This window comes from Rhodococcus sp. EPR-134 (genome assembly GCF_001647205.1).
Classification (GTDB): Bacteria; Actinomycetota; Actinomycetes; order Mycobacteriales; family Mycobacteriaceae; genus Rhodococcus_F; species Rhodococcus_F qingshengii.
This window is the reverse complement of record NZ_LVCT01000344.1, coordinates 1-8,377: the sequence shown is the minus strand read 5'-3', so window position 1 is coordinate 8,377 and position 8,377 is coordinate 1. Positions and strand designations below refer to the sequence as shown.

Below are 8,377 nucleotides of genomic sequence, written 5' to 3'. Positions count from 1 at the left end.
CTTCACCTCGGGTGGTTCGGATTCGGTGGACACTGCGGCGAAGCTGGCTCGCCGGTACTGGCACGAGGTGGGGCAGCCGGAGAAGACGATCATCGTCGGTCGTCAGAAGGCGTATCACGGAATGCACGTTGCGGGAACAGCTCTCGCTGGTATTCCGGTGAACCGTGAGGGGTACGGCGAGCTGATGGCGGATGCGGCGACCGTCGGCTGGGATGATGCGAAGAGTCTGCTCGAGTTGATCGAGCGGGTCGGTGCGAACAAGATCGCTGCGTTCTTCGCGGAGCCGATCATCGGTGCGGGTGGGGTGTATCTGCCGCCGGAGGGGTATCTGGCCGAGGTGCGTGACATCTGCCGTGAGCACGACATCCTCTTTGTCGTCGACGAGGTCGTGACCGGTTTCGGCCGGATCGGTGGTGAGTGGTTCGCGTCCACCCGTTTCGATTTGCAGCCCGACATGATGACCACGGCAAAGGGTTTGACGTCGGGTTACGTTCCGATGGGTGCGGTGTTCATCGCGCCGCGGGTGGCGGAGCCGTTCTATGCGGGTTCGTGGTGGCGCCATGGGTACACCTACGGCGGGCATGCCGGTGCTGCTGCGGCGGCGATGGCGAACCTCGACATTCTCGAGCGTGAGAATTTGCTCGCGGAGTCGAAGCGTTTGGAGGCGTCGTTGCATACGCATCTGCAGCCGTTGGCGGAGCATCCGCGGGTGGCGGAGGTTCGTAGTGGGCTCGGTGCGGTTGCCGCGGTGCAGTTGGCTGATCCGGCGGAGGCGTTGCCGTTTGTGAAGACGCTTCGTGAGCACGGTATTTCGGGTCGCGCGGCGGGTCAGGGTGCGATGCAGATTTCGCCGACGTTCGTCATGACCGATGATCAGGTCGCGGAGATGGCAGCGGGAATCCTCGCAGCCCTCGGCTAGGTACCTCGTTTTCCGTTGACAGACATCGTGTTACGGAATCATTAAGCCGAAGAAAATGTTTGGGCCCTTTGTGGCGTGGTCCTCATCTCGGTCGAAACTGCCTCCAGCACTGACGATGACCCCTGCCCGCATCATCTGCCACCATTGTTGCCAATCTCGGTGAGTGGGTTCTGGCAGATTGTCATCACGTCCAAATCTCGGTCCTGCATTAGCGTTTCACTCCAGACACGGTGTTTGTGAGCTGGGGCACAAAGCATTTCGAACACCTTCCTCCTTTGCGAAAGGTCTCGTCATGCCGATCTGGACGTTGCACGGAGACGGAAAGAACATCGGAGCCGGTGAAGTGGTCGCTCCCGGCGAGCGACTCAGTTGGGCGAGAACCATCGGGTTGGGCGGCCAGCATGTCGTGTCGATGTTCGGCGCGACGTTCGTCTTCCCGATCATCATGGGCCTCAATCCTCAACTTGCCGTGATGATGTCGGGTTTTTGTACGCTCTTCTTCCTGCTGGTGGTCAAGGGGCACGTCCCCAGCTACCTCGGAACATCCGCAGCTTTTGTCGGTGGCGTTGCCGCCATTCGTGCCCAAGGTGGAACGACGGCCGAAGTGACCGGTGCGATTCTGGTGTCGGGGTTGGTTCTGGGATTCGTCGGCATCGCCATCCACTTTCTCGGCGGTGGCGTCATCAGTAAAGCGCTACCGCCGGTGGTGACCGGCGCTGTGGTGATGTTGATCGGCTTCAACCTGGCGCCTGTGGTCGCGGGGTTGTACTGGCCGCAGGATCAGTGGGTGGCACTGATCGTGATGGTTGCACTGATCGTGATGAGCGTTGCGCTACGCGGCTTCCTGGGACGTATCGCCATTCTCGTCGCGCTGGTTTTCGGCTACATCTTCTCGTGGGTCCTCGACCGGCTCTCCGGTCCGATCACGTCCGCCAGTGGTAGTGGCGCACCCACCGAGCACTTTCGTGTCAACTGGGATTTGGTGCACTCGGCGTCCTGGTTCGGGTTGCCGCCGTTCTCGGACGAAGCCAACGGGATCGTCGGTATTCATGCTCCCTCGTTCAGCCTCACGTTCATCGTTCTGGTGCTTCCCGGTGTCATCGCACTGGTCGCGGAAAACGCCGGACACGTCAAGGCGGTCGCCGAAATCACGGGCGACGACCTCGACCCGTACATCGGACGCGCCATTGCCGGTGACGGTTTTGCCACCGCCATCGCCAGCGCAATAGGCGGCTCCCCTACGACGACTCATGCCGAGAACATCGGTGTCATGGCTGCCACGCGGGTGTACTCGACCGCCGCGTACGTGATTGCGGGTTTCATCGCGATCCTGCTCGGCTTCTCGCCCAAGTTCGGAGCAGTCATGGCGGCGACGCCCGGCGGCGTCCTGGGCGGAATTCTTGTGGTTCTGTTCGGCATGATCGGTCTGCTCGGCGCCAAGATCTGGAAAGAGAACGGCGTCGACTTCGGGAACCCGCTGAATCTGATGCCGATTGCCGCCGGTCTGATCATCGGTATCGGCGACACGGCGCTGAAGTTCAGTGACACGTTCTCGCTCGGAGGTATCGCGCTCGGCACCATCGTCTTGATCGCGATGTACCACCTCTGCCGGCTCGTGGGGTCCTGGAACCCTGAACTGAACAGGCCGAAGTCCGGGAGGCGGCCGGGCGCAACGCCGGGGGCGAATGCGTCAGATGACGAACTTGAAGAGCCCGTGGCGCAGCTCACGTGATGCCAAGTTGAATGTATGCCAGGTATGACCCGTGACCGTTGTCACATCTGCACAAAACGTGAAGTGACTCATAGAGGCAGGATTGAGTAATGAAACCGTCGCCGCTGACTTATCACCGACCGTCCTCGGTCGAGGACGCGTGCCGAATCCTCTCCGAGGTCTCTCACGAGGGGAAGGTGCTCGCCGGTGGGCAATCGCTTGTGCCGCTGCTGTCCATGCGCCTCGCCGCGCCCGCCCACATCGTCGACATCGGATCGATCCCGAACCTCGCTTCGGTGACCTCGTCCGAAGACGAAGGAGTGCGGTTCCAGGCCCTGGCCACGCACTCGGTGCTGGCGGCCGACGAAGGTGCTCGTCGAGTCCAGCCTCTGCTGAACCGTGCTCTGCAGTTGGTAGCGCACCCCACGATCCGTAACCGCGGGACGAGCGTCGGCTCCATCGTCCATGCCGATCCGTCGGCGGAGATGCCGGCAGTCCTGACGCTGCTCGGGGGCAGCGTGACCGTCCAGTCGGTGCGTGGCACCCGCGAGATCGCGTCGACGGATCTCTTCGCCGGCCCTCTCGAGTCGAGCCTGGAATCAGACGAGATCGCGGTGTCGGTGTCGGTGCCCGCCGCCGAACCCGGCGTGGGAACCGCCATCGACGAGATCGCGCGCCGTCACGGTGACTACGCACTGGTCGGTGTCGTCGCACGGATTCGCGTGGTCGACGGTCTGGTGGCCGAAGCGCACATGACGTACGTGTCCGCCGGAGAGCTGGGACAGGTCGTGGACTACACGGACGTATTGGCGGGGGCGTCGGCGACGGATCAGCGGGATCCGCGGTGGCGCACTCTCGGAGAATGCGCCCGCGCGCAGATAGATACCGAGGCAGACATTCACGGGACGGCGGCGTACCGCTCGCAGTTGGTGTCCGCGCTCACCGCGCGGGTCGGCTTCGCAGCGGCAACGGATGCTCTCAGTGAGAACGCAGTACTGGCAGGAAAGTGGTGACAATGTCCAAAAACGATCGCTCCATCGATGATCAACTTGCCGAGCTGGCAGCAGACACCGGTGAGCACCATGTAGCTGTCACGTTCACGCTCAACGAGGTGACGAACACCGTCGTTCTTCCCTCCCGCACTCTGGCTTCGGATGCCATTCGTCACCACCTCCGTAAGACGGGCACGCACGTGGGTTGTGAACACGGCGTGTGTGGTGCGTGCACCGTGCTGCTCGACGGAAAGCCTGTTCGATCCTGTCTCGTCCTCGCGGCCAGCCTCGAAGGTCGATCGATCACCACCGTCGAAGGCCTCGTCGAGCCGGACGGCACTTTGCATCCGGTTCAGCAGGCGTTCAAGGATTGTCACGGTCTGCAGTGCGGATTCTGCACTCCGGGATTCGTGACGACCATCGCGGCATTTCTCGAGGAGAACCCCAACCCCACGCGGGAGGAAGCTACCGACGCGATAGCGGGAAACCTCTGCCGTTGTACGGGGTACCAGAACATCAGGGCGTCGGTTTTGCGCGCAGCCGAGATCAAGCGTGAACGGGCCGGGCAGTTCCCGCTCGGAATCGACGACGCGTCCACTCGGGAGGCGTTGGATCGCAAGGTGCGGGGAACAACGAATCCTGTCGGAGGACGGGCGGGTAAGGCATGAGTACTCCGGTCAAACCAGCAAAGCGCAACGGGGCGAAGCACCCCGCTTCCGATCATTCGACGGCCGATCATTCGGTTGCCGACGACGGCAAGTTCTTCGGTAAACCGATTCCGCGCGAGGAAGATACGCGTCTGCTCAGCGGTCAGGGGCGATACCTCGACGATCTGGGCCACAACGCGCTGATCGCGGCATTCGTCAGGTCGCCGCACGCTCATGCGCGAATCATCGACATCGACATCGACCAGGCGCTGGAAGTGCCTGGTGTACATGCCATCTACACCTACGAAGATCTCCTGGCCGACACGCCGGAAATGGCGGAGAACCTGCCACTGCTCATTCCGCATCCGGGAATCATCGCTCCGCGCAACGGGTATCCCCTCGCGAAGGACGAGGTGAAGCATGTCGGAGAAGCCATCGCCATGGTGGTCGCGGACAACCGGTACATCGCCGAGGACGCTTGCGCGAAGATCGACGTCACCTACGAGGCGCTGAAGCCTGTAGTGGGGATCGACGTCGCTCGCACCGCCGCGAACGCCGTCCACGCCGACGTTCCGGACAACGTCGCCGCTCACCTGCAGCACGGGTTCGGAGATCTGGATGACGAACTGGCCGCCGCGCCGCACCGACTGACGCTGGATCTCGAAATCGAGCGTTCGGCTTCCATGCCGATGGAGGGCAAGGGCGTCTACGCACGTTGGGACGGTGACGAGAACACCCTCACGTTCTGGACCTCCACCCAGACGTCCACGTCCGCCCGCGCCGCAATCGCCGCGCGATTGGGGATGGCGCTGAACAAGGTTCACTGCATCGCTCCTGACGTCGGCGGCGGATTCGGCGTCAAGATCGTTCACCCGTGGCCCGAAGAAGTCATGATCACGTGGGCCGCTCGACGCCTCGGCCAGGCCGGTATCTCCTGCGAGGTGAAGTGGGTCGAGGATCGCCGTGAGCACTTCATCTCGAGCGCACACGAGCGCGGGCAGATCCAGAAGGTCGACATCGGATTCGACGACGATGGTCGTCTGTTGGCGTTCGACTTCACGTTCTGGCATGACAACGGCGCTTACCTGCCGTACGGGATCATCGTCATGATCAACACCGCGACGCAGGTTCTCGGGCCGTACAAACCGAAGTCGTTCCGGGTCAACGCCTATTCGCTTTACACCAACACCGTGATCGTGACCCCGTACCGCGGCGCCGGACGTCCGCAGGCCGTGTTCGCGATGGAGCGATCCATGGACGCCATCGCCAAGTACCTGAACAAGGACAAGATCGCGGTGCGGGAGGCGAACTTCATTCGCCCCGAGGACATGCCGTACGACTTCGGCCTGATGTTCCAGGACGGACGCCCGTTGATCTACGACACGGGCGACTATCAGGCAGGCATCGAAAAGCTCAAGAAGCTCATCGACTGGGACGGATTTCCCGAGTACCAGAGGAAGGCTCGCGCCGAAGGTCGGTCGGTCGGAATCGGTATCGGTGCGTACGTCGAGGGAACCGGACCCGGACCGTACGAGGGTGCGCACGTCGTGGTCGAGACGTCCGGAAAGGTCAAGGCCGCAACAGGCTTGACGACGCAGGGGCAGGGCCACCAGACCGCGTTCGCCCAGATCGTTGCGGACGACCTCGGAGTCAAGGTCTCCGACGTCGAGATCGTCACGGGTGACACCCGCCGGTTCGGTTATGCCGTCGGCACTTTCGCCTCGCGTGGTGCGGTCATGTCAGGTTCGGCCTTCCACGTCGCAGCGCAGATGGTCGCGGAGAAGGCGAAGAAGATCGCGTCCGGAATCCTGGATCTGCCGGAAACCGAACTGGAACTCCGGGAAGGGCACGTGTGCAAGATCGGCACCGAAGCCGGAGTGGAGGGTACGTCCGTACCGCTGAGTGTTGTTGCCGTGCTGTCGAACCCGCTACGATATGCGTTCGACCGTGAGTCGAAGCTGGCCACCGGTTTCGCCAAGACCGACACGGACATGTCGAAGCCGCCGATTCCCGAGGGTGAGCAGCCCGGTCTGGAAGCAACCGGCTACTACTCGCCGCCCAGTTCCACCTTCGCTTCGGGAGTGCACGCGGCGATCGTCGAAACCGATCCCGTGACAGCCGAGATCACGGTCCGTCGTTACGTTGTCATCCACGACTGCGGAAACGTGATCAACCCCCGCATCGTCGAAGGTCAGGTCATGGGCGCCGTCGCGCAAGGTATCGGCGGCGCACTCTACGAGCGGATCGTCTACGACGAGCACGGGCAGATGCTCAACGCGTCGTACATGGACTTCTTGATGCCGTTCGTCACCGAGATGCCGGATTCGCTCGAGATGGATCACACCGTCACGCCGTCGGGACTCAACCCACTCGGAATGAAGGGTGCCGGTGAGGCGGGTGTGATCCCCACCAGCGCCGTCATCGCGGCTGCCATCGAGGACGCCGAAGGAATCTCGATCACGTCCATGCCCATTTCACCGTCCGAACTGTTCGAACTTCGACTCGCACACGCGGGTTCGTCATCAGAGGAGAATGCATGAGAATCGCCGGCACCGCGCAGCTGACGGCACCTCGCGAAGAGGTCTACGACAAGCTCCAGGACGGTCGTGTACTGGCCGCGACCATTCCCGGTGTGCAGTCGCTCGAGCAGCTCACGGACAATCACTACAAGCTCTCCATCATGGCGGGGGTCGCGTCGATCAAGGGCGTCTACGACGGCGAGGTTGTTCTGTCGCAACAGAATCGGCCTAATTCTTTTGTCATGACGGCTTCGGGGGCGGGTGCTCCCGGCACGGTGAAGGCGGACGTCACGGTCACCTTGACGGAGAACGAGGGTGGCACGCTGCTTTCGTATGACGCCGACGCCGTGGTCGGCGGGATGGTCGGCGGCGTCGGGCAGCGCATGATCACCGGTGTAGCCAAGAAGATGGCCGGGGTGTTCTTCAAGAGCATCGACGGCGTCATTGCCAACGGCATCCCCGAGAAGGTCACTGCCGCCGTGGCGGCGGCGGTACCGGCAGTGGCGGTCGAAGGCGCGCCGGTAGTTTCCGGAGCTGTCGCGGCACCGGCGGTTCTTCCGGCCGCTGCACCGACAGCGGGCAGCACAGATGCTCGCACGGTGATGGTCAGCGCCGTCGTCGGCGCAGCCATTGCTTTGTCAGGTGTTGCTATAGGCGGATTCCTGGCGCGTTCTGGTTGTCGCAAGTAGTTCACTCAGGTGTCAACAGCTGATTCACGATGAGGGAAACGCCCCGAACCGACCAGGTTCGGGGCGTTTTTCACGTCCGCGTAACCCACGGGGGCGCCGGCGAAGATCCGCTCGTGATCGTGCGCCGAACCTTGGTCCCCCGATTCGGCGAATTGTGACAAAGAATCCGCTCGTCCGAACCTGTGGAATAGCTCTACACGTCAGGTACGAGCCACTTACCGGCTAGGCCGCAACCGTCGATCGGTACCAGACGAGACGAGCCAAAGATCTCAGGAGGAAGCGTGGAACCCAGGAAGATTCGGGTCGGTATCGATACCGGCGGAACGTTCACCGACATCGTGGCAGTGGACGACGAAACCGGCGCCATCGTCACCACCAAGACCCCGTCCACCCCGGCGGACCCCGCCGAGGGCTTTCTCGCCGGTATCGAGAAGGTACTCGCCAAGCTCGGTGAGAGTGGCGACTCCATCGGTGCGGTCAGCCACGGCACGACCGTAGCGACGAACAAGCTGCTCGAAGGCAAGGTCGAGAACCTCGGCTTCATCACCACCGAGGGCTACGAGCACGTTCTCGAGATCGCTCGTCAGTCGGTGCCGGACGGTTACGGCAACTCGTACTTCTGGGTCAAGCCCGAACGCATCGTCCCCGCCGATCGTGTACGCACCGTCGGTGGACGCCTTTCCTTCGACGGCAGCGAGATTCGTCCGCTCGACGAAGAGAGCGTTCGCAGCGCAGCGCAGTTCTTCAAGGACCGCGGGATCCGGACCATCGGCGTCTGCCTCATGCACTCGTACGCCGATCCGACGCACGAGGAGCGCGTACGCGACATCCTCTTCGAAGTTTTCCCCGATGCGACGGTGAGCATCTCGAGCCAGGTGCTGCGTGAGTACCGCGAATACG

General features: G+C 62.6%; 7 protein-coding genes. All 7 read left to right on the top strand.

The window, feature by feature from the left end; genetic code table 11:
* The coding region (locus A2J01_RS15470; RefSeq protein WP_064113046.1) for an aminotransferase family protein at nt 1–919 on the top strand (919 nt) is incomplete at its 5' end.
* Between the two features lie 292 nt (nt 920–1,211).
* The gene (locus A2J01_RS15465) at nt 1,212–2,651 is read left to right on the top strand and encodes a uracil-xanthine permease family protein (RefSeq protein WP_064113045.1); all 1,440 of its coding nucleotides are present in this window, start codon (nt 1,212–1,214) and stop codon (nt 2,649–2,651) included.
* Between the two features lie 89 nt (nt 2,652–2,740).
* Nucleotides 2,741–3,643 (top strand): FAD binding domain-containing protein, encoded by a 903-nt coding sequence (locus A2J01_RS15460; protein ID WP_042448023.1) that lies wholly within the window; start codon nt 2,741–2,743, stop codon nt 3,641–3,643.
* Between the two features lie 2 nt (nt 3,644–3,645).
* The gene (locus A2J01_RS15455; RefSeq protein ID WP_003946048.1) at nt 3,646–4,290 is read left to right on the top strand and encodes a (2Fe-2S)-binding protein; all 645 of its coding nucleotides are present in this window, start codon (nt 3,646–3,648) and stop codon (nt 4,288–4,290) included.
* Nucleotides 4,287–6,809, top strand: a complete 2,523-nt coding sequence (cutA, locus tag A2J01_RS15450) for an aerobic carbon-monoxide dehydrogenase large subunit (RefSeq protein WP_054187234.1) — start codon at nt 4,287–4,289, stop codon at nt 6,807–6,809. Before A2J01_RS15455 ends, cutA begins: the two co-directional genes overlap by 4 nt.
* Nucleotides 6,806–7,477 carry an SRPBCC family protein gene (locus A2J01_RS15445; RefSeq protein ID WP_054187233.1) on the top strand — a complete coding sequence of 224 codons (672 nt, stop codon included), beginning with the start codon at nt 6,806–6,808 and terminating at the stop codon, nt 7,475–7,477. Before cutA ends, A2J01_RS15445 begins: the two co-directional genes overlap by 4 nt.
* 281 nt (nt 7,478–7,758) lie before the next feature.
* A partial coding sequence (locus A2J01_RS15440; RefSeq protein WP_331715322.1) for a hydantoinase/oxoprolinase N-terminal domain-containing protein occupies nt 7,759–8,377 on the top strand: 619 nt, incomplete at its 3' end.

What these genes read in the sequence shown, in the direction of transcription:
- A2J01_RS15465 (WP_064113045.1), top strand. Translation starts at nt 1,212, where the DNA reads ATGCCGATCTGGACGTTGCACGGAGACGGAAAGAACATCGGAGCCGGT.
- A2J01_RS15460 (WP_042448023.1), top strand. Translation starts at nt 2,741, where the DNA reads ATGAAACCGTCGCCGCTGACTTATCACCGACCGTCCTCGGTCGAGGAC.
- A2J01_RS15455 (WP_003946048.1), top strand. Translation starts at nt 3,646, where the DNA reads ATGTCCAAAAACGATCGCTCCATCGATGATCAACTTGCCGAGCTGGCA.
- cutA (WP_054187234.1), top strand. Translation starts at nt 4,287, where the DNA reads ATGAGTACTCCGGTCAAACCAGCAAAGCGCAACGGGGCGAAGCACCCC.
- A2J01_RS15445 (WP_054187233.1), top strand. Translation starts at nt 6,806, where the DNA reads ATGAGAATCGCCGGCACCGCGCAGCTGACGGCACCTCGCGAAGAGGTC.